Origin of the sequence: Achromobacter sp. GbtcB20 (genome assembly GCF_019091095.1) — a bacterium.
In the GTDB taxonomy this organism is placed as follows: domain Bacteria; phylum Pseudomonadota; class Gammaproteobacteria; order Burkholderiales; family Burkholderiaceae_B; genus Achromobacter; species Achromobacter mucicolens.
This window is the reverse complement of sequence record NZ_JAGXJZ010000370.1, coordinates 1-324: the sequence shown is the minus strand read 5'-3', so window position 1 is coordinate 324 and position 324 is coordinate 1. Positions and strand designations below refer to the sequence as shown.

The 324-nt window shown below is 59.3% G+C and carries 1 protein-coding gene; it reads right to left on the bottom strand.

Translation table 11 applies throughout. The annotated features are described in order from the left end of the window. Positions 1–33: 33 nt before the first annotated feature. Positions 34–324, bottom strand: a 291-nt coding sequence (locus tag KVT32_RS29365; protein WP_217619349.1) for an elongation factor Tu, incomplete at its 5' end; no start/stop codon positions are given.

Here is a 324-nt window from a genome sequence, read left to right as displayed (position 1 = left end):
AGGACTAATGCGCTGCCCGGTGATCAAACGCTATTAGGGGATGATCTTGGCAACCACGCCGGCGCCGACGGTACGGCCGCCTTCGCGGATTGCGAAGCGCAGGCCTTCTTCCATCGCGATCGGGTTGATCAGCTTGACGGTGATCGACACGTTATCGCCTGGCATGACCATTTCCTTGTCCGCTGGCAGCTCGATCGAGCCGGTCACGTCGGTGGTACGGAAGTAGAACTGCGGACGGTAGTTGTTGAAGAACGGGGTGTGGCGGCCACCTTCGTCTTTCGACAGCACGTAGATCTCGCCGGTGAAGTGGTTGTGCGGCTTGAT